We start from the raw sequence: 17,096 nt of genomic DNA, 5'->3' as shown, positions 1-17,096 counted from the left end.
GATGTCCCCCAGCTACCGCTGGGAGGTGCCCCCACGTCCGGGCTGGTCTCAACCCGGCTGGTGCTGATCTTGTAAGCCCTGCCACCTGCTAGGTGTCAGGCGAAGTGAGCTAGGAATCCCCTCCCTTCAGGGAGGGGAGGAGTCAATCCAGCAGGCGCCACCCCAGGACGGCCAGGGCCGTCAGCAGTGCCACCAGGGCGAGGACACCGATCGTCAGCACCGCCCCCGCCCGCCGCGACCCCGACCCGGGCGCTGGCTCTCGGTCCGGCTCCTGTTCCGGCGTCGGTTGCGGAGCCGGGCCGCGACTGCCGCCCGCGGCCGGGCTCTTCGCCCCGTCGCGTTCCGGCGCCGTCCGGTCCGCGGCCGTCCGGTCCGCGGCCGTCCGGTCCGCCGCGGGCCCGCCCGCACCCGGCGGCGACCCGCCCGCGGCGACCACCCGCAGCAGCTCCGCCGCCCGCGCCGCCGTCATCCGCGCGGCCGGATCCTCGCGCAACAGTCCCTCCAGTACGGGCGCCAGCGCCCCGGCCCGGCGCGGCCGCGGGGCGTCCGGCGGGACGGGCGGGATCCCTTCCACCGCCGTATACAACAGCACCCCCAGCGCCCGCAGATCCGGCCCCTCGTCGTCCGGTGTCACGTCGTCCGGTGTCACGTCGTCCGGCGTCGCGTCGTCCGGTGCCAGGGAATCCGGCTGGCCGGAGCCGAAGCCGCTCACGTGCACCCGGCCGTCGTTACCGATCAGCACCGTGCCCGGCCCGACGCCCCGGTGCGGCACCCCGGCGCCCTGCGCCGCGCTCAGCGCCGCCAGGACCTGGACGCCGATGCCCGCGGCCTCGCGCGGGCTCACCGGACCGTCGGCGGCCAGTACGTCCGCGAGCGAGAGCCCGCGCACGAGCTCCATCACGATCCACGGCCGGCCGTCCTCGCTCACCACGTCATGCACGGCCACCACGGCGTCGTGCGCGATCCGCGCCGCCGCCCACGCCTCGCGCTCCCGGCGCGCGTACATGCGCCGTACCCGCGACGGGTCCGGTCCGTCCGGGGCGCGCACCTCCTTGACCGCCACCTCGCGGCCCAGCACCTCGTCCCGGGCCCGCCACACGATGCTCGAGCCGCCCCGGCCCACCTCGTCCAGCAGCCGGTACCGGCCCGCCACCACACGTTCCGGATCCTCGCTCACGCGCGCCCCCCGCCCGGGTCACAGGTCGATCACCCCAAGTTAGCGGCAGTCCGGCATTTTGCCCCCCGTCGTGACGGAGCCGGTCCGCTCGGTGACGGGCGCGCCACGACAGCCCCCGGGAGCACGGGTTTTGTGCGGAGAGTAACCGTCGACTCCGTTGAGTAATCGTCAACTCCCCGTACGGATAGGGGTAATTCACACGACCGGGATACCCGGCAGCGACGCGGGGGCGATAGGGTTACCCTGCCCGGGCCGGGTGCCCTCGTTTGGGTGGGGAGAGACATGGAACAGATAGCAATGCGCAGCAGGCCGCCCCGCGTGCCTGCCATCACGTGCGGCAGCAGCGCGACCAGCTCGCGCCTCGACCGCCACCTCGCCGTGCTGGGCGGCCCCGCCGTCCCGCACCGGGAGGCGGCCGAGGCGACCCTGCTGATGCGCGAGCTCACGTCCCGCGACCACACGCACGTCCAGCGGAGCCGGAGCGCGCGCGTCTCGCTCTTCGCACCGCTGCGCCGGCTGCGTCGCACGCTCTTCGGCAGCCGCCGGCACTAGGGGGCGTACCGCACCAGACCCGTCCCTCGACCCCGGCTCCCTCAGGCGACCACACCGTCCCGGCGCAGTGCCGAGATCTGCGCGTCCGTCATCCCCAGGGCGCGCAGCAGGACATCGGTGTGTTCGCCCAGCGCGGGTACCGCGCCCATGCGCGGTGCCGCGCCGCCCGGCAGCACGATCGGCGGCAACAGGGCCCGCAGCGGCCCGGCCGGCGATCCCACCTCCCGCCAGCGGTCCCGCGCCGCCAGCTGGGGGTGATCGGCCAGCTGCGCCACCGAGTTCAGCCGCGCGCAGGCGATGCCGGCCGCCTCCAGGCGCGCGAGCGCCTCGTCCGCGCCGAGCCGGCCCAGCGCGTCGGCGACCGCCGCGTCGGTCCTCTCCCGGTTCGCGGTGCGCGCCGCGTTCGTCGCGAACGCCGGGTCCTCCGCCAGCTCGGGCCGCTCCAACACCTGCCGTGCCAGCCGCCGCCACTCCCGGTCGTTCTGCACCGACAGCAGCACCCGGTCCCCGTCCGCCGTCCCGTACGCGTCGTAGGGCGCGATCACCGCGTGTGCCAGGCCCGTGCGCACGGGCTGCTCCCCGCCGTGCATCGTGTGGTGCAGCGGATGCCCCATCCACTCGGCGAGCGCGTCCAGCATCGCGATCTCGACCGGGCCGCCGCGGCCGGTCGTACCGCGCCGCAGCAGGGCGGCGAGGACGCCGGAGAACGCGTACATGGCGGCCGCGATGTCGGCCGCCGGGATCCCGGCCTTGACGGGCCGTCCGGGCGTGCCCGTCACCGAGACGAGCCCCGCCTCGCACTGCACCAGCATGTCGTACGCCCGCTTGTGGGCGTACGGGCCCTGCGCGCCGTAGCCGGAGATGTCCACGGCGACCAGCCGCTCGTAGCGCCCGCACAGGGTCGCCGCGTCCAGGCCGAGGCGGGCGGCGGCGCCCTGGGCGAGGTTCTGTACGAACACGTCCGCGTCCGCCAGCAGCCCGTGCAGGACCTCCCGGCCGCGCGGGTCCTTCAGGTCCAGGGCGATCGACTCCTTGCCCCGGTTCGTCCACACGAAGTGCGAGGCCAGGCTTTGGGCGGCGGTGTCGTAGCCGCGCGCGAAGTCGCCGCCGTCGGGGCGCTCGACCTTGATCACCCGCGCGCCGAGGTCGGCGAGCTGGCGGGTGGCGAAGGGGGCCGAGACGGCCTGTTCGACGGCGACGACGGTGATCCCGTCCAACGGGAGGGGTGCGGCGAGCTGTTCCATGACCCCGATGCCTACCGGGTGCGGACCGCTCCTGTCACCCCCTTCCGGGGACGGCGGTGTCAGTCCCGGCCGCGTGCGAACCCGCGGGCGGTCAGCGGTACGAACACCACCAGCAGCGCCAGCGACCAGAGCACGGCCCCGGCCACCGGGTGCGCGGCCGGCCAGGCGGCGCCGGCCGCCGCCTGCGCGCCCGGGCCGCCGCACAGCTCGCGCACCGCCGAGGCGACCGCGCTGATCGGGTTCCACTCGGCGACCGTGCGCAGCCACGCCGGCAGCCCGTCGGTCGGCAGGTAGGCGCTGGACAGCAGCGGCAGCACGAAGGTGGCGCTGCCGAGCTGTCCGGCCGCCTCCTCGCTCGCGCTGACCAGACCGAGGTACGTGCCCACCCAGGCCATGGCGAAGCGGAACAGCAGCAGGACGCCGAACGCCCCGAGCGCGCCCGGCAGTCCGTTCTCCACGCGCCAGCCCATGGCCAGGCCCACCAGCATCAGCGGGACCGTGCCGACGGCCGTGGTGACCAGGTCGGCGGCCGTCTGGCCCAGCGGTACGGCGGCCCGGCTCATCGGCAGTGACCGGAACCGGTCGGTCACCCCGCGGTGGGCGTCCTGCGCGGCGGTGAACACACCGGTCATCAGCCCGCCGGCGGCGGTCGCGGCGAGCAGGCCCGGCACCAGGAACGCGCGGTACTCGTCGCCGGGCATGGCCATCGCGCTGCCGAAGACGTAACCGAAGAACAGCAGCATCGTGATCGGCATCGTCTGGGTGAGCAGCAGCAGCGCCGGGGCGTGCCGGGCCTTCTGCAACTGCCGGGTCAGGACGGCGGCCCCGTCGGACAGGGCGGTGGTGCGGGTCGCGGTGCGGGTCGCGGTGCTGTTGCTCATGCGGCGTGCTCCTGGGTCGGTGGGGTCGTGGTCGCCGCGGTCGAGGTCAGGCGGAGGAAGACCTCTTCGAGGGTGGGCGGGCGCAGGCTCGCGTCCGTCACCGCAACCCCGGCGGCGTCGAGCCGGCGGATGATCCGCGGCAGGGTCACGGCGGGGTCCAGCACCGTGACGCCGGCCGTGAGCCGTTCCTCGTCGAGGACGGGGCGGCCGCCGGTGAGCTGGTCCAGGACGACGGCGGCCCCGGCGAGCGCCTCGGGCGCCCCGACGGTGACCTCGGCGCGGGCGCCGATCCGGGCCTTGAGCGCGGCCGGGGTCCCGGTGGTGGCGGCCCGGCCGCCGTCGATGAGCACGATGTCGTCGGCGAGCCGGTCGGCCTCCTCCAGGTACTGGGTGGTCAGGAGCACCGTGGTGCCCGCGTCGGCCAGCGCCCGTACCTCGGTCCAGATGTGCTCGCGGGAGGCCGGGTCCAGGCCGGTCGTCGGCTCGTCGAGGAACAGCACCCGGGGGCGGGTGAGGAGGCCGGCCGCCAGGTCGAGGCGGCGCCGCATGCCGCCGGAGTAGGTGCCGGCGGTGCGGTCGGCGGCCTCCTCCAGCCCGCATCTCCCCAGGAGTTCGTCGGCGCGGGCCCGGCCGGCCCGCCCGCGCAGCCCGGTCAGCCGGGCGAAGAGCCGCAGGTTCTCCCGGCCCGTCAGATCCCCGTCCACGGAGGCGTACTGGCCGGTGACGCCGATCGCGCGGCGCACCGCCACGGGATCGCGCACCACGTCGTGCCCCGCGACCACGGCGCGTCCCCCGGTCGGGCGGGTGAGGGTCGCGAGGATCCGGACCGCGGTGGTCTTGCCGGCTCCGTTGGGCCCCAGCAGGCCGCAGACGGAGCCCTCGGGGACGGCGAGGTCGAGGCCGCGCAGGGCGTGGACCGTCCCGAAGTCCTTCGTCAGATCCTCACTAAGTACGGCGTACGTAGTTGTCGTCATGGTGGTGACCCTACCTCACTACGTACGGTGTACGTAACTAGGATGGGGGAGCGACGCGAGAGAGGACGAGGCATGGCAGCGAGCGGGCGCCCCACCGGCCCCGAGGTGATCTGGACCAGGCCGCAGCGCGCGGGCCGTGGCCCGCGGCCGGCGCACAGCCGCGACTCGATCGTGGCGGAGGCGGTGCGGATCGCCGACGCGGAGGGGATCGAGGCGGTCTCGATGCGACGGGTGGCGGCCGGGATCGGCGCGGGCACGATGTCGCTGTACAACTACGTGCCGCGCAAGGAGGACCTGTACGAGCTGATGGTCGACGCGGTCGGCGGCGAGTACGACCTGGCCGCGCCGACCGGTGACTGGCGCGCCGACCTGCTGGGCGTGGCCCGCCAGGGCCGGGCCCTGATGCACCGCCACCCGTGGCTGCCGCGGCTGCTCACCCCCGCCTACGGCTTCGGCCCGAACGTCCTGCGCTACCTGGAGCACTGCCTGACCTGCCTGGCGCCGCTGGACATCGCGGCCGCGGACAAGCTGGAGCTGGTCGCCGCCGTCAACGGGACGGTGGCGACGTACGTGGGCGGCGAGCTGGCGCTGGCGGAGCGGGCCCGCGCGCTGCCGTGGAGCGAGGAGGAGGAGCAGCGGGTCCGCGCCGACTACCTCGGCGGCCGGCTCGCGACCGGCGCGTACCCCCTGCTGGCCGGGGCCCTCGGGGAGGCCGGCACCGCCGCCCCCGACATGGACGAGGTCTTCGACCGCACGCTGCTGCGCCTCCTGGCGGGCTGGTCCGGCCGCTGACCCCGCGCGCGGGGGGCCCGCTGGCGCGGGCGCGCAGGGCGGGGCCGGGGCCGGGGTGGCCGGCGGAGTGGCCGTGGCTCCGCCCGGTCCCGGCGGGCCGGTGGCGGTTCCGGGCGTGCCATGGCGCCCGGCCCCTGCGGGGTGGACCGGGCGTGGGTGGTCAGAGCAGGGCGAACTGGCCGCCCGGGCCCTCCTCGTGGTGGTCCAGGACCGAGGCGGGCCGGCGGGACCAGCGCGGCGGGGGCAGTACGCCGGCCGCCCGCAGCTCGGCCGCCGGCAGCGGCGGGCCGGGTTCCAGGGCGCTGCGCGCCGGGGCGAGGTCGGCCAGCAGGGCCAGCGTGGTCAGCAGCGCCAGCAGTTCGGAGGTCCAGGCCTGCGGCCACTCGGCCGGACCGAGGGCCTCCAGGCCGTCGAGCCCGCGGTGCGCGGTCCGGGCGGCGAACCACCGCTCCAGCACCCGGACGCCGCCCGTCTCGTACGCCCAGGCCGCGGCCGGGACGGGGGAGACCGCCCCGTCGTCCAGGTGCAGGGTCTCGGTCTCCGGGTCGTACGACAGGGCCGCCGGCCGGGCCGGGACCGCCTGGCGCACGTACGGCCGCCGCCCGCCCGGCAGCCGCGGCGGCTCCCCGCCCCGGGCACCGCGCAGCTGGACGGTCAGCAGCCGGTGGCCGAGCTCCAGGCCCGCCCGCCAGCCCTCGGGCCCGGCGGGCAGCGGGACTTCGTGGCCGCGGGGGCCGGGCCGGCCGGCCGCGAGGATCCACGACAGGACGTCCTCCGGGGTCACCCAGGTGCCGTACCGCTCACCGAGGTACGCCAGCAGCCCCGGCGCCAGGTTCGGCTCGGTCCCGCCCGGGCGCCGGTGCAGCGGCCGGACCCGGACGCTCCGGCCGGGCCCGGGGCCGACTGCCGGCAGATGGGCGCTGACCAGCAGTTCCGGTCCCGCCTCCACGGCGAACAGCTGGTGCTCGTCCTGGACCCGCCACAGCTCCGGCCGGGCCGCGTCGATCAGCCGCTGGTCGGGCAGCAGCCACTGCTCGTCGAAGGGGTCGCGCAGCACCCGTACCGGCTCCGGGCACGGTCCGGGCGCCCGGGAGAACCGGTCGGTGGCCGTCCGCTGCCCCGGCAGCGCGGCCGCGCCCGCGTCGGGCGTCCGGGCCCGGCTCGGGCGGAACAGCCGCTCCCGCTCGGCGGCTTCGGCCCCGGCCAGGGCGGTCCAGCGGGCCCGCAGGGTCGCCGGGTCGGGCGCGGCCACCCAGGCCCGCCCGAGCCGCAGCCCCGGCACCGACCAGGGCATCAGATCGTCCAGCAGCGGTACGTCGTCGCTCACCCGGCCGATGGTAGCGACGCCGCCCGGAGCCCGGGCCCGGTCCAGGCCGAAGCGTTACGCTCCTTATGTACGGATATCTCCCGACGAGGAGACGGTCATGAGCCAGTACGACGAATACTCGACCCCGTCCCAGGCCGAGGGCGAGCGGCTCGACGAGGACATGGACGAGAAGGAGCGCGCGGAGCGGCACCACCCGCAGACGATGCGGACCACGCCGTCCCAGGCCGAGGGCGAGCGCCGTGCGGAGGACGACGAGAAGTGACCTCCCGTCCGCGCCGCGGCAGGTGGCCGGGTGGCCCGGCGTTCAGTGGGCGTCGACGGTGACCGTGAAGGAGAACCGGTCGCCGCGGTACCGGATCCGGGCGACGTCCACGACCCGGCCGTCCTCGTCGTAGGTCACCCCCGTGTAGTGCAGGATCGGGCTGAGCAGCGGGACCTGGAGCAGCTCGGCGGTGAGGGGGTCGGCCAGCCGCGCCTCCACGGTGTCCGTGATCCGGCTGATCCGCACCCCCACGACGTCCCGCAGCACCTTGGTCATCGGCCAGCGCTCCAGATCGGCCACGTCCACGGCCTCCGCGAGCTCCGGCCGTACCGCGTTCTCCGCCCAGTTGGTGGGCTCCCCGCTCTCCCCGTCGCGGCGCAGCCGGCGGTAGGTGACCACCTCCGCGGTGTCCGGGAAGTGCTCCAGCAGCTCCCCGGGCACCGCGGTGCGCTCCTGGCCCAGCACCGTCGTGCGTTCCCCCGACTGCTGGGCCACGATCGCGTCGACCGAGCCCAGCAGCCGGACCGGCGCCCCGCGCTGGGCGCCCGGCTCGATGAAGGTCCCGCGCCGCCGGTGCCGGCTGATCAGGCCCTCCTGCTCCAGCTCCTTGAGGGCCTGGCGCATGGTCAGCACGCTCACCCCGTAGTGCTCGGCGAGCTGCTCCTCGGTGGGCAGGCGCAGCGAGGCGTCCGGGGTGCGCCCCAGTATCGAGGCGCGCAGCGACTGCGACACCTGATACCAGAGGGGCAGCTTCCGGTTCAGCACCAGCGAGTCGGGGGCGAAGGCGGTCACGGGCGGTTCTCCGTACGGGCGGGGCGACGTGCAGGAATCCTAAGGCGGCGCCTCAGGCGCGGAAATGCCGCTGGAGGCCCTGCCACACGTCGTCGTAGCCGCGCTGGAGGTGCTCGGCGCCGGCCGCCTGGGCGGTGGCGGTGATCGGCCAGCGGGTCTCGAACATGAACGCCAGCCCGTCGTCGATCTTCTGCGGCTTCAGCTCGGCGGCGCTGGCCCGGTCGAAGGTCTCCCGGTCCGGGCCGTGCGCGGACATCATGTTGTGCAGCGAGCCGCCGCCGGGGACGAACCCTTCGGCCTTGGCGTCGTAGGCGCCCTCGATCAGGCCCATGTACTCGCTCATCACGTTGCGGTGGAAGTACGGCGGCCGGAAGGTGTCCTCGCCGACCAGCCAGCGCGGGGCGAAGACGACGAAGTCCACGCCCGCCAGGCCCGGGGTGTCCGAGGGCGAGGTCAGCACCGTGAAGATCGACGGGTCCGGGTGGTCGTAGCTGATGGTGCCCAGCACGTTGAAACGGCGCAGGTCGTAGACGTACGGCACGTGCGTGCCGTGCCAGGCGACGACATCGAGGGGGGAGTGGTCGTAGGTGGCGGCCCAGAGGTTGCCGCAGAACTTGTTGATCACCTCGACGGGGGTCTCGACGTCCTCGTACGCCGCGACCGGGGCCTGGAAGTCCCGGGCGGCGGCGAGCCCGTTGGCGCCGATCGGGCCGAGGTCCGGCAGCTCGAACGGCCGGCCGTAGTTCTCGCAGACGTACCCGCGGGCGTCGGCGTCCAGCAGCTCGACGCGGAAGCGCACGCCGCGCGGGACGAGGGCGACATGGCCCGGCTCGGCGCGCAGCAGGCCGAACTCGGTGCGCAGCAGCAGCCCGCCGCGCTCGGGGACGATCAGCAGCTCGCCGTCGGAGTCGCTGAAGACCCGGTCGGTCATCGAGGCGTTGGCGGCGTAGAGGTGGATGGCCATGCCGCTGCGCTGGGACACGTCGCCGTTGCCGCCCAGGGTCCACAGGCCGGCCACGAAGTCGGTGCCGGGCGCGGGGTCGGGCAGCGGGTTCCAGCGCAGCCGGTTGGGGTCCGCGACGCTCTCGGTGAAGGGTGCGGAGCGCAGTGCTCCGTTGTCGATCCGGGTGAACGGCGGGTGCGCGGCCGAGGGGCGGATCCGGTAGAGCCACGACCGGCGGTTGTGGGCGCGCGGCTCGGTGAACGCACTGCCGCTGAGCTGCTCGGCGTAGAGGCCGAGGGGGGCGATCTGCGGCGAGTTGCGGGCGATGGGGAGGGCGCCCGGGACGGCCTCCGAGCTGTGTTCGTTGCCGAAGCCCGTGAGGTACACCAGCCCCTCCGCCGTCTTCCTGGCCCGCTCGGCCTGCTCGCTCATGCCTGCTCCCGCTCCGTCGAAGGAATCCTATGGTCGACAGTAGGATTCCGGGCCCGCCGCGTCAACGGCGGACGGGAACGGGTGGCGGAAAGGCGCCGTACGGAAAAGGCCGTGCGCGGGGGGATCCCAAAAGATGAACAATGCTCTACTCTCTCGCGCATGTCGTGGACCCGCAGGTTCCCTGCCGTGCCGGCGGCGCTCCTCGCCGCCCTCCTCGCCCTGGTGTCGTTCCTGGCCCTGCTCGCCGCCGCCCCGGCCGCGCAGGCGCACGAGGAACGCCCCGTCGCCTTCCCGGACGGCTCCGGATCCGTGCCGCAGTACCGCACGGGCGAGCCCGACCTCATCGTGTGCAAGACCGACCGGGCCGCCTTCGAGCAGCGCATCGCGGCCTTCCCCGAAGAGCTCAAGGCGCGCAACCTCGCCCTCTTCGCGCGCTGCGAGCAGAGCGGCTTCCGGCACATCCAGGAAGCCGTCGACCGGGTCGACCGGCCCGGTATGACCATCGCGATCCTGCCCGGTCTCTACGAGGAGGAGCCCTCGCTGCCCGCGCCGACGGGGGAGTGCGCCGCGCTGAAGGCCCCCGACTCGGCCCTGGGCTACCAGATCCTGTCGTACGAGCAGCAGGAGCGCTGCCGCCACAACCAGAACCTGGTGGCCATCCTCGGCAAGACGAACCTGCAGATCGAGGGCACCGGCGCGAGCCGCCTGGACGTGGTGATCGACGCCAAGTACCAGAAGCTCAACGGCATCCGCGCCGACAAGTCCAACGGCATCTACTTCCGCAACTTCACCGCCCAGCGCACCACCTTCAACTCGCTGTACGTGCTGGCGGGCGACGGGTTCGTCATCGACGACGTGCTGACCCGCTGGAACGACGAGTACGGCTTCCTGACCTTCGCCAGCGACCACGGCCTGTACAAGAACTGCGAGTCCTACGGCAACGGCGACTCCGGCATCTACCCGGGCAGCGCCTCCGACATCAACAACGGCCGCGGCTACGACGTCCCCCGCTACTCGATCGAGATCACCGGCTGCCGCAGCCACCACAACATGGTCGGCTACTCGGGCACGGCCGGGGACTCCGTCTGGGTCCACGACAACGAGTTCGACCACAACATGGGCGGCGCCTCGATGGACAGCGCCTTCCCCGGCCACCCCGGACTCCCGCAGAACCACGCCAAGTTCGAGCGCAACCTCATCCACGACAACAACCAGGACTACTACCGCCACGTCGCCGACGGCACCTGCGCCAAGCCGCCCATCGAGCGCGGCTACGAGCAGGGCGTGGTCTGCCCGCAGATCTCCATGCCCCCGGGCACGGGCATCATCACCGCGGGCGGCAACTGGAACATCTACGAGAAGAACTGGGTCTACGGCCACGAACGCGCCGGCTTCTTCCTCTCGGCCGTCCCCGCCTTCATCCGCGGCGAGGAGGAGTGGTCCAAGCAGACGGACACCTCCCACCACAACCGCTACGCCGGCAACATCCTCGGCAAGGACAAGTCCGGCGCCTCCCGGCCCAACGGCATGGACGTCTGGTGGGACGGCCAGGGCCGGGGCAACTGCTGGCAGTCCGGACCCGACGGCTCCACCCCCGGCACCCTGCCGCGGTGCGGCGCCGCGCGCGGCGACGTCTCCGGCGCCTCGGCCCGCCTGGTCGGCGAACCGGTCAAGCTGGTCCAGCTGATGGTCTGTGCCGACTACAACGTGCAGGCGCGCCGGCTGCCGGCCGGCTGCGACTGGTACGGCGCGCGGGGCCTGGAACGCGTGGAGACCCAGGTCGCCGCCGCCGTCGCGGCCGTCCTCCTGCTGGTCGGCGGGGTGCTGTGGTGGCGCCGGCTGCACGGCTCCCGGCTGGGTACGGCCGCCACGCTCGCGGGCCTCGCGGGCCTGGCCCTGGACGTGGCCGGCTCCACCATGGCCCTGACCGCCACCCCCGTTCCTGCCCTGGCCCTGCTGCTCCTGGGCCTGTGGTGGACCGGTGCCGGCCTCGCGCTGCGGCCCGACCGCCCCTGGCTCGCCCGCGTCACCCTGCTGCTGGGTGCCCTCACCCTCCTCGACACCTTCGACAAGGCGGTGCTGATGATCCCGTGGATCCCGGTCGGCCCCGCCTGGATCCGCTCCCTGCTCGCCGTCCTGTGGGTGCTCTGGGCCGTGATCGCCTCGGCCCGCCCCGGCCCGGCCCCCGCCCGTCCCGGCGGCCCGGGCGGCGCCGGCCCGGCGGGCGACCGTACCCCCGTACCGCCCGCCCCGGTCCCGGCCCTGAGCGCGGTCGCGGACCACCCGGCGGCTCCCGCCCCGGGCGGCACCCACCCCACCCCGGGAGCCGCGGCGTGATCGGCGGGCGCCGGGCAGCGGTACTCGCCCTCGCACTCCTGCTCGCCGCAGCCGGACTGACCGGCTGCGGCGGGCGGGCCACCACCCACCACAAGCCGGGCACCAGCCACGAGCAGGCCTCGGGCAGCGTGGGCAGGCTGCTGGACACCACGGACGCGACGGGCCACCGCTTCCGCGAGGTCCCGGCCGACGGCGCACCACAGGTGCGGCTGGCCGTCCGCCCCGACAGCGAGGACGGCTGGAACCTGCAACTGACGGTCCAGAACTACCGGTTCACACCCGACAGCACCGGCGGGGCGGCCCTCCCGGGCGCCGGCCACGCCCACCTGGAGCTGGACGGCCGCAAACTGGCCCGGCTGTACGGCCCCTGGTATCACCTGCCGGCCGCGCAGGTGCCCCAGGGGACGCACACCCTGACCGTCCGCCTCTACGCCGACGACCACACCGCCTGGGCCGTCGGCGGCAAGGCCGTCGAGGCCACGGCCCCGCTCACCGCCGCCCAGCCGGGCGCCTCCGGCCAGGGCCACGACCACGGCGCCCCACCCGCCTCCGCCCCGCCCGCCTCCGCCCCGACCGCCACGCCCCCGGCTCCACGGCCCGGCGGCGGTGAGGAGGCCGACCGCACGATCACCGTCACCGTCCGCGACGGCAAGGTCGCCCCCGCGCCCGGCCGTACCGAGGTCAAGCGCGGCGAACGGGTGGCCCTGCGCGTCACCAGCGACCGCGCCGACACGCTGCACGTCCACGGCTACGACAAGGAACTCGCCCTCCCTCCGGGCCAGGAGGCCACGCTCGTCCTCACCGCCGACCGCACCGGCCTCTTCGAGGTGGAGACGCATGCGTCGGGCCTCCTGCTGACCCAGCTCATCGTCCGGTGACCGGCTCCGGCGCCGACCCCCACGCCGCCCCGGCCGCCGTCCTGGCCCACGGCGTGGGATCCACCCACGACCTGCCCATCTCTCCCTTCTACGCCTTCGCCGGAGCCTTCACCGCCCTCTTCGTCTCGTTCCTCGCGCTCGCCCTGCTCTGGTCCACCTCCCGCTTCCGCGGCGACCGCTCCGGCCTGCCGCTGCCCGCCGCCCTCCAGCGGATGGCCGACGCGCCGGCCACCCGCACCACCCTGCGCGTCCTCGGCCTCGCCGCCGCGCTGTTCGTCGCCGCCCACCTCCTCCTCGGTCCCGACGACCCCGACCGCAACCCCGCGCCCGGCGCCGTCTACGTGCTGTTCTGGGTCGGACTCGTGCCCGCCTCCCTCCTCCTCGGTCCCGTCTGGCGCCTGCTCAACCCGCTGCGCACCCTGCACCGCCTGATCTGCCGGGCCACCCGCCGCCGGCCCGACCGTCCCCTGCCGCCACGGCTCGGCCTGTGGCCCGCGGCCGCCGGGCTCCTGGCCTTCACCTGGCTCGAACTCGTCTCACCCGAACCCGCGTCCACCACCCCCCTCCTGATCGCCCTCGCCGCCTATGCCACCCTCCAGCTCGCCCTCGCGGCCCGCTTCGGCGAGCGCTGGTTCGCCGACGGCGACGCCTTCGAGGCGTACGCCGGCCTCCTCGCCCGGCTCTCCCCCCTCGGCCGCCGCACCGACGGGCGCCTGGTCCTGCGCAACCCCTTCCACGGACTCGACGCGACGCCCGAGCGGCCCGGACTCGTCGCCACCGTCTGCGTCCTGCTCGGCTCCACCGCCTACGACGGCCTGTCCGACAACCCCTCCTGGATCAACACCGTCCAGACCTCCCCCCTCGGCCGCACTCCCACGGCCACGCTCGGACTGCTCGCCACCATCGGCCTCGTCGCCGCCCTCTACTGCCTGTGCACCCTCGCCACCCGCCTCGTCAGCGGACCCCACCCCCGTCCCCTCACCGCCTTCGCGCACTCACTCGTGCCGATCGCCCTCGGCTATCTCGTCGCCCACTATTTCTCCCTCCTTGTGACCGAAGGACCATGCACGGTAAGCATGGCACTCGGCACGGACAACGCCTCCCCGGCCGCTCCACCCCTGGCCCCCGGGGGCCTCGCCGCCCTCCAGGTCGCCGCCGTCGTCACCGGCCACGTCCTCGGTGTCGTCGCCGCCCACGACCGCTCCGTACGCCTCTTCCCGCCCGCCCGGGCCGTGGCCGGCCAACTGCCACTGCTCGTGCTGATGATCACGTACACCCTCGGCGGGATCGGCCTCCTGCTGAACTGACCCGCCCCGGCCCAGGAGCGGCATGATGGACCCCGTGCCTCCCGCCCACCCCCTCCGCCGCACCCCGATCCAGCAGCGCAGCGCCGACCGCCTCGCCCGGATCCTCGACGCCTGCGCCGAACTCCTCGACGAGACCGGGTACGAGAACCTCAGCACCCGCGCCGTCGCCCAGCGCGCCGGTGTGCCCATCGGCTCCGTGTACCGCTTCTTCGGCAACAAGCGCGCCATGGCCGACGCCCTCGCCCACCGCAACCTCGACCGCTACGCCGAGGGCATCGCGCACCGGCTCGCGAGCCTGCCGGGCACCCACTGGCGGCCGGTCGTGGACGCCGTGCTCGACGAGTACCTCGCCATGAAGCGCTCCGTCCCCGGCTTCGCCCTCGTCGACTTCGGCGTCCCCGCGCCCCCGCCCGGCGCCGACGGCGACCCGCACCGGGCCTCCGACGCCCCCAACGACCTGGTCGCCGCCCGCCTCACCGAACTGTTCTGCGGCCACCTCCGGCTCGACCCCGCGCCCGAACTGCGGCGCGCCGTCCTGGTCGCCGTCGAGGCCACCGACGCCCTGGTCCAACTGGCCTTCCGCGCCCACCCCTCCGGCGATCCCGACATCGTCGCCGAGACCCGCGCGATGATGCACGCCTACCTCGCCCGCGTCCTCGACTGACGCGGTCCGCGACGAAGGTGAGGGCGGTGCGGACCGGGGCCGGCGGAGCCTCGCGGTCCGCCGGACGCTCCTGGTACGCCCGGCCCTCCCGGCGCCACCGGCCCGCCGGGCCGGGGCCGGCGCACCCCTCGTCACCCTCCATACCGTTCGGTATGCTCGGTCCGCCCGCGCCCCGGCGCCCACCCGCGCCCCCGTGCCGACGCCTGCCGCCCCTGGAGGGCCCATGCCCCGCACCGCCCTGCGCATCTGCCCCCTCTGCGAAGCCACCTGCGGCCTCACCCTCACCCTCGACGGCGCCACCGTCACCGGCGCCCGCGGCGACCGCGAGGACGTCTTCAGCCGCGGCTTCATCTGCCCCAAGGGCGCCGCGTTCGGCGCCGTCGACGCCGACCCCGACCGGCTGCGCACCCCGCTCGTACGCCGCGCCGGCCGGCTCGTCGAAGCCACCTGGCAGGAGGCCTTCGACGCGATCGCCGCCACCCTGCCCGCCCTGGTCCGCGACCACGGGCCCGACAGCGTCGGCGTCGTCCTCGGCAACCCCAACGTCCACACCATGGCCGGCGCCCTCTACCCGCCGCTGCTCCTCAAAGCCCTCGGCACCCGCAACCTCTTCACCGCCAGCACCCTCGACCAGATGCCCAAGCACGTCTCCAGCGGACTGCTCTTCGGAGACCCCTTCGCCATCCCCGTCCCCGACCTCGACCGCACCGACTTCCTGCTGCTCCTGGGCGCCAACCCGCTCGACTCCAACGGCTCCCTGTGCACCGCCCCCGACTTCCCCGGCCGCCTCAAGGCCCTGCGCGCCCGCGGCGGCACGCTCGTCGTCGTCGACCCGCGCCGCACCCGCACCGCCGCCCTCGCCGACCGCCACCTCGCGCCCCGCCCCGGCAGCGACGCCCTGCTGCTGGCCGCCCTCGCGCACACCCTCCTCGCCGAGAAGCTCGCCGACCCCGGCCCGCACCTGGAACGGCACACCGAAGGCCTGCCCGGACTCGCCGACACCCTTGCCGACGCCCTCGCCGCCTTCACCCCCGAGGCCGTCGCCCCCGCCTGCGACCTGGCCGCCGACGAGATCCGCGGCCTCGCCCGGGCCCTGGCCGCCGCCCCCACCGCCGCCGTCTACGGCCGGATCGGCAGCTGCACCGTCGAGCACGGCACCCTGGCCAGCTGGCTGGTCGACGTACTCAACCTCCTCACCGGCAACCTCGACCGCCCCGGCGGCGTCCTCTTCCCGCTCTCCGCCACCGCCGCCGCGCCCCGCCCGGCCCGCCCCGGCAAGGGCTTCTCGCTCGGCCGCTGGACCAGCCGCGTCTCCGGCCACCCCGAGGCCAAGAGCGAACTCCCCCTCGCCGCCCTCGCCGAGGAGATCGACACCCCCGGCGACGGCCGGATCCGTGCGGTGATCGCCATCGCCGCCAACCCCGTCCTGTCCGCGCCCGACGGCGACCGCCTCGACGCGGCCCTGGCCGGGCTGGACTTCATGGTCTCCGTCGACCCGTACCTGAACGAGACCTCCCGCCACGCCCACGTCGTCCTGCCCCCGCCGCCGCCCGCGCAGAGCGCCCACTTCGACTTCGCCTTCAACGGCTTCGCCGTCCGCAACCAGGCCCGCTTCACCCCCGCCGCCGTGCCCCTCCAGCCCGGCCGCATGGACGAGTGCGAGATCCACGCGCGCCTGATCCTGGCCGCGTCCGGCATGCACGGCACGCCCGCCGGCGCCGTCGACGAACTCGCCGTCACCACCACCCTCACGCGGGCCGCGGCCGACCCCGCCTCCCCGCTGCACGGCGAGGACCCCGACCGCCTCGCCGGCCTGCTCACCGGGGCCGGCGGCCCCGAACGGCGCCTGGACCTGATGCTCCGGCTCGGCCCGTACGGCGACCGGTTCGGCCTCGGTCCCCGCCCGGCGGAGCTGCCGGACGAGGCGGGCGACGGACTCACCCTGGAGCGCCTGCGCGCCCACCCGCACGGCATCGACCTGGGCCCCCTGCGCCCCCGGATCCCGGGCGTGCTGAACACCCGCAGCGGCGGGATCGAGCTGCTGCCGGAGCCGATCGCGGCCGAGCTGCCGAGACTGCGCGCGGCCCTCGGCGCCCGCCCCGCGCCCCTCGTGCTCGTGGGCCGCCGCCATCTGCGGTCCAACAACAGCTGGCTGCACAACGTCCCGGCCCTCACCGGAGGTTCCAACCGCTGCACCCTCCAGGTCCATCCCGAGGACGCCGGCCGGCTGGGCCTGGCCGACGGCGGCCGGGCCCGGATCACCGCCGACGGCGGCAGTCTCGACGTACCCGTCGAGGTCACCGACGCCGTCCGCACGGGCGTGGTGTCCCTGCCGCACGGCTGGGGCCACGACCGGCCCGGAGCCCGGCTCTCGGTGGCCGCCGTCCGGCCCGGTCACAACGTCAACCAGCTGCTCGACGGCAGCCGCCTGGATCGGCTCTCCGGGACCGCCGTCCTCAACGGCTTCCCCGTGGAGCTCCGGCCCCTTCCCTAAGATCACCCGCCTGACCTGGGGTTTTGCTCGTATTGCTCAC

At 75.0% G+C, this 17,096-nt stretch carries 15 protein-coding genes; 8 read left to right on the top strand and 7 right to left on the bottom strand.

What is annotated here, in order from left to right; translation table 11 throughout:
- Nucleotides 1-142 precede the first annotated feature (142 nt).
- Complete coding sequence (locus ACIPXB_RS34540; RefSeq protein WP_401456516.1) at nucleotides 143-1,177, bottom strand: serine/threonine-protein kinase; 1,035 nt, start codon at nucleotides 1,175-1,177, stop codon at nucleotides 143-145.
- Between the two features lie 282 nt (nucleotides 1,178-1,459).
- Between ACIPXB_RS34540 and ACIPXB_RS34535 the strand changes: the two genes are divergently transcribed.
- Complete coding sequence (locus ACIPXB_RS34535; protein ID WP_401456514.1) at nucleotides 1,460-1,729, top strand: hypothetical protein; 270 nt, start codon at nucleotides 1,460-1,462, stop codon at nucleotides 1,727-1,729.
- Between the two features lie 41 nt (nucleotides 1,730-1,770).
- Here ACIPXB_RS34535 and ACIPXB_RS34530 read toward each other — a convergent pair whose 3' ends face one another.
- The 3 genes from ACIPXB_RS34530 to ACIPXB_RS34520 are packed head-to-tail and all read right to left on the bottom strand — an operon-like array spanning nucleotide 1,771 to nucleotide 4,828.
- The gene (locus tag ACIPXB_RS34530; RefSeq protein WP_401456512.1) at nucleotides 1,771-2,973 is read right to left on the bottom strand and encodes a CaiB/BaiF CoA transferase family protein; all 1,203 of its coding nucleotides are present in this window, start codon (nucleotides 2,971-2,973) and stop codon (nucleotides 1,771-1,773) included.
- A 59-nt stretch (nucleotides 2,974-3,032) separates the two neighbouring features.
- Nucleotides 3,033-3,854 carry an ABC transporter permease gene (locus ACIPXB_RS34525; RefSeq protein WP_401456510.1) on the bottom strand — a complete coding sequence of 274 codons (822 nt, stop codon included), beginning with the start codon at nucleotides 3,852-3,854 and terminating at the stop codon, nucleotides 3,033-3,035.
- Nucleotides 3,851-4,828, bottom strand: a complete 978-nt coding sequence (locus ACIPXB_RS34520; RefSeq protein WP_401456508.1) for an ATP-binding cassette domain-containing protein — start codon at nucleotides 4,826-4,828, stop codon at nucleotides 3,851-3,853. Before ACIPXB_RS34520 ends, ACIPXB_RS34525 begins: the two co-directional genes overlap by 4 nt.
- A 72-nt stretch (nucleotides 4,829-4,900) precedes the next feature.
- Between ACIPXB_RS34520 and ACIPXB_RS34515 the strand changes: the two genes are divergently transcribed.
- Nucleotides 4,901-5,620 carry a TetR/AcrR family transcriptional regulator gene (locus ACIPXB_RS34515; protein ID WP_401456506.1) on the top strand — a complete coding sequence of 240 codons (720 nt, stop codon included), beginning with the start codon at nucleotides 4,901-4,903 and terminating at the stop codon, nucleotides 5,618-5,620.
- A 160-nt stretch (nucleotides 5,621-5,780) separates the two neighbouring features.
- Here the strand turns inward: ACIPXB_RS34515 and ACIPXB_RS34510 are convergent, their stop codons facing one another.
- Nucleotides 5,781-6,914 carry a type ISP restriction/modification enzyme gene (locus ACIPXB_RS34510; protein WP_401456523.1) on the bottom strand — a complete coding sequence of 378 codons (1,134 nt, stop codon included), beginning with the start codon at nucleotides 6,912-6,914 and terminating at the stop codon, nucleotides 5,781-5,783.
- 130 nt (nucleotides 6,915-7,044) lie between these two features.
- Here ACIPXB_RS34510 and ACIPXB_RS34505 point away from each other — a divergent pair, with 130 nt between their 5' ends.
- Nucleotides 7,045-7,209 carry a hypothetical protein gene (locus tag ACIPXB_RS34505; protein ID WP_401456504.1) on the top strand — a complete coding sequence of 55 codons (165 nt, stop codon included), beginning with the start codon at nucleotides 7,045-7,047 and terminating at the stop codon, nucleotides 7,207-7,209.
- Nucleotides 7,210-7,251: 42 nt separating this feature from the next.
- Here ACIPXB_RS34505 and ACIPXB_RS34500 read toward each other — a convergent pair whose 3' ends face one another.
- Nucleotides 7,252-8,001: a GntR family transcriptional regulator gene (locus tag ACIPXB_RS34500; protein ID WP_401456502.1), complete on the bottom strand. Its 750-nt coding sequence runs from the start codon at nucleotides 7,999-8,001 to the stop codon at nucleotides 7,252-7,254.
- A gap of 52 nt (nucleotides 8,002-8,053) precedes the next feature.
- Nucleotides 8,054-9,376, bottom strand: a complete 1,323-nt coding sequence (gene hmgA / locus ACIPXB_RS34495) for a homogentisate 1,2-dioxygenase (RefSeq protein WP_401456500.1) — start codon at nucleotides 9,374-9,376, stop codon at nucleotides 8,054-8,056.
- Between the two features lie 159 nt (nucleotides 9,377-9,535).
- Here hmgA and ACIPXB_RS34490 point away from each other — a divergent pair, with 159 nt between their 5' ends.
- The 5 genes from ACIPXB_RS34490 to ACIPXB_RS34470 all read left to right on the top strand — a co-directional run bounded on the left by ACIPXB_RS34490 (nucleotide 9,536) and on the right by ACIPXB_RS34470 (nucleotide 17,056).
- Nucleotides 9,536-11,713 (top strand): right-handed parallel beta-helix repeat-containing protein, encoded by a 2,178-nt coding sequence (locus ACIPXB_RS34490; protein ID WP_401456498.1) that lies wholly within the window; start codon nucleotides 9,536-9,538, stop codon nucleotides 11,711-11,713.
- Entirely contained in the window at nucleotides 11,713-12,591 is an 879-nt protein-coding gene (locus tag ACIPXB_RS34485; protein WP_401456522.1) for a hypothetical protein, read from the top strand. The genes ACIPXB_RS34490 and ACIPXB_RS34485 overlap by 1 nt, the downstream gene beginning before the upstream one ends.
- A complete protein-coding gene (locus ACIPXB_RS34480) occupies nucleotides 12,588-13,898 on the top strand; it encodes a hypothetical protein (RefSeq protein WP_401456496.1) in 1,311 nt (436 codons plus the stop codon). The genes ACIPXB_RS34485 and ACIPXB_RS34480 overlap by 4 nt, the downstream gene beginning before the upstream one ends.
- Nucleotides 13,899-13,923: 25 nt before the next feature.
- Nucleotides 13,924-14,562 (top strand): TetR/AcrR family transcriptional regulator, encoded by a 639-nt coding sequence (locus ACIPXB_RS34475; RefSeq protein WP_401456494.1) that lies wholly within the window; start codon nucleotides 13,924-13,926, stop codon nucleotides 14,560-14,562.
- A gap of 223 nt (nucleotides 14,563-14,785) precedes the next feature.
- On the top strand, nucleotides 14,786-17,056 hold the full coding sequence (locus tag ACIPXB_RS34470) for a molybdopterin oxidoreductase family protein (protein WP_401456492.1): 2,271 nt from the start codon (nucleotides 14,786-14,788) through the stop codon (nucleotides 17,054-17,056).
- The last annotated feature ends 40 nt before the right edge of the window (nucleotides 17,057-17,096 follow it).

This window comes from Streptomyces sp. NPDC090022 (genome assembly GCF_044748145.1).
Taxonomy (GTDB): domain Bacteria; phylum Actinomycetota; class Actinomycetes; order Streptomycetales; family Streptomycetaceae; genus Streptomyces.
The sequence above is the reverse complement of the archived record's forward strand: the minus strand, read 5'-3'. Positions and strand labels throughout refer to the sequence as shown.

Coding starts and splice junctions, on each gene's coding strand:
- ACIPXB_RS34470 (WP_401456492.1), top strand. CDS start 14,786: ATGCCCCGCACCGCCCTGCGCATCTGCCCCCTCTGCGAAGCCACCTGC.
- ACIPXB_RS34475 (WP_401456494.1), top strand. CDS start 13,924: ATGGACCCCGTGCCTCCCGCCCACCCCCTCCGCCGCACCCCGATCCAG.
- ACIPXB_RS34525 (WP_401456510.1), bottom strand. CDS start 3,854: ATGAGCAACAGCACCGCGACCCGCACCGCGACCCGCACCACCGCCCTG.
- ACIPXB_RS34490 (WP_401456498.1), top strand. CDS start 9,536: ATGTCGTGGACCCGCAGGTTCCCTGCCGTGCCGGCGGCGCTCCTCGCC.
- hmgA (WP_401456500.1), bottom strand. CDS start 9,376: ATGAGCGAGCAGGCCGAGCGGGCCAGGAAGACGGCGGAGGGGCTGGTG.
- ACIPXB_RS34520 (WP_401456508.1), bottom strand. CDS start 4,828: ATGACGACAACTACGTACGCCGTACTTAGTGAGGATCTGACGAAGGAC.
- ACIPXB_RS34515 (WP_401456506.1), top strand. CDS start 4,901: ATGGCAGCGAGCGGGCGCCCCACCGGCCCCGAGGTGATCTGGACCAGG.
- ACIPXB_RS34530 (WP_401456512.1), bottom strand. CDS start 2,973: ATGGAACAGCTCGCCGCACCCCTCCCGTTGGACGGGATCACCGTCGTC.
- ACIPXB_RS34510 (WP_401456523.1), bottom strand. CDS start 6,914: ATGCCCTGGTCGGTGCCGGGGCTGCGGCTCGGGCGGGCCTGGGTGGCC.
- ACIPXB_RS34505 (WP_401456504.1), top strand. CDS start 7,045: ATGAGCCAGTACGACGAATACTCGACCCCGTCCCAGGCCGAGGGCGAG.
- ACIPXB_RS34535 (WP_401456514.1), top strand. CDS start 1,460: ATGGAACAGATAGCAATGCGCAGCAGGCCGCCCCGCGTGCCTGCCATC.